We start from the raw sequence: 1,644 nt of genomic DNA on the forward strand, positions 1-1,644 counted from the left end.
GGTCGACCGTGAGCACATCCATATCGAGTCGATTGATCAGGGAGAGCGACGAATGACCGGTACCGAAATCATCGACCAGCAACTTAATTCCTACCGCTCTTATGGCGGAGAGTTAGGCAATAGTCTCCGTTTGCTCTCCCATCATCGCGGCTTCAGCAATTTCAATTTCGACAAGTTCTGCATCGATATCGTGCCGGGCGAGGCAAGTAGCGAGTAGGTTCTCTAGTTCTACTGTGTTATTAAATTTTCATGACTCTATCTGGTGCTCGCCCGCAACATGGGCACTGACGCAAGCCTTGGGAGATGGCGTTCGCCAGGCGAAAGCGTAATGTAGCGATCGAGTCCGGCATATGCCGCTGCATCGGACCTCGCCCCGCGCGGGCGGAAATCTTCGGGTAGGGCAGGTTCTTTGAATTGATCGCCGTTTTTTTTTGCACCTGACAGGCGTTCACGCATCAAAAATCCATACGCGGCAATACACAGGCTTGCATGGTGATGAAATCCACGCCAATTACGCCCTTCGTAGTGGCCAAGGCCAAATTCTTGTTTGAGCTCCTGGTAATCGCGTTCGATACGCCAGCGCGCTTTGATGGAATCAACCAACTGCGCGAAAGTGATGCTCTTCGGATGCGTTGACAACCAATAGCGGGTCGGCTCAGCCTCGCCTTTAGGCCATTCGATAACGAGCCATTCCTCGGCGCGCGGACGGTCGCGATGGGCGGCACGTACCCGTACCCTGGCAAACCGTGAGCGCAATGGTTCAGACACGCCTTGGCGCCAGGTGACGCTACGAAAGCACTGTGGCGCGAGTGCCCTGGCCAGCTCCAACACCGAAATTGGCTGATGATGCTCATCGCGCGTCAGATGGGTCTTTGTTTTTCCGCGTTTGCCGGCAATCGGCGCAGCTACCGGTTGATGTTCGCCCCACCACACTGTCGTGCCGGTGCGCACTCCGAGCGCATAGATGAGGTTCTGCTCGCTTAACCAATCTCGCAAGGCCGTGTCATCGCCATAGGCTGCGTCCCCCAGCACGGGGCCGCGTGGAATTCCTGCTTTCAGTGCTGCTTCAATCTGCGCCCGCGCGATCTCATTTTTGGTGGCAAACGCGATCATCGAAGGTACACCCGCTGCCAGGCAACGCTCGGGATCATCCGTCCATTCACGCGGCAGATATAAACGGTAGCTCAAAGGCAGACTGCCGGCCTGCGTCCCCAGCGACAGACTTACCGCGACGCGGCAATTATCGGTCTTGCCCACTTGTCCGCAATATTGCCGTGCCACCCCAACCGAATGGATCCCTTTCTTCGGAAAGCCCGTGTCGTCGATGATCCAGTTACAGGTGTCGCCACCACGTGTAAGCGCAGGCAGAACCAATCCTGCTACGGTCGCCAGCAAGGCTTCATCGCTCCACTCGGCGTCGGCTACCAGGTGGTGCATCGACTGATGTGCCGACCGCACATCCGTTGGATGCACTCGCGCCGCCATCGGTTCGACGCTCTTTCTGCTTCCAGGCAACATCAAGCCTTTCAGATACCAGCGCGCAGGCTGACTGCGATCCGCGTGAGATAGCGCTTTGACCAACTCGTCACAATAGGTTTCAAACCGCGACTCAAGATTCAGGCTCATGTCGTATCCATCACATCA

General features: G+C 56.5%; 2 protein-coding genes and 1 pseudogene. 1 reads left to right on the forward strand and 2 read right to left on the reverse strand.

Annotated features, from left to right (window positions below; all coding sequences use genetic code 11):
* A partial coding sequence (locus tag HY308_14440; protein MBI3899473.1) for an EAL domain-containing protein occupies positions 1-103 on the reverse strand: 103 nt, incomplete at its 3' end.
* Between HY308_14440 and HY308_14445 the strand changes: the two genes are divergently transcribed.
* Complete coding sequence (locus tag HY308_14445; GenBank protein ID MBI3899474.1) at positions 53-217, forward strand: hypothetical protein; 165 nt, start codon at positions 53-55, stop codon at positions 215-217. The two genes, HY308_14440 and HY308_14445, sit on opposite strands and share 51 nt — an antisense overlap.
* A gap of 140 nt (positions 218-357) precedes the next feature.
* Here HY308_14445 and HY308_14450 read toward each other — a convergent pair.
* A pseudogene (locus tag HY308_14450) lies at positions 358-1,626 on the reverse strand (IS701 family transposase).
* Positions 1,627-1,644: the final 18 nt, after the last annotated feature.

Source organism: Gammaproteobacteria bacterium (assembly GCA_016199745.1).
In the GTDB taxonomy this organism is placed as follows: Bacteria; Pseudomonadota; Gammaproteobacteria; order Acidiferrobacterales; family Sulfurifustaceae; genus JACQFZ01.

Coding starts and splice junctions, on each gene's coding strand:
- HY308_14445 (MBI3899474.1), top strand. CDS start 53: ATGACCGGTACCGAAATCATCGACCAGCAACTTAATTCCTACCGCTCT.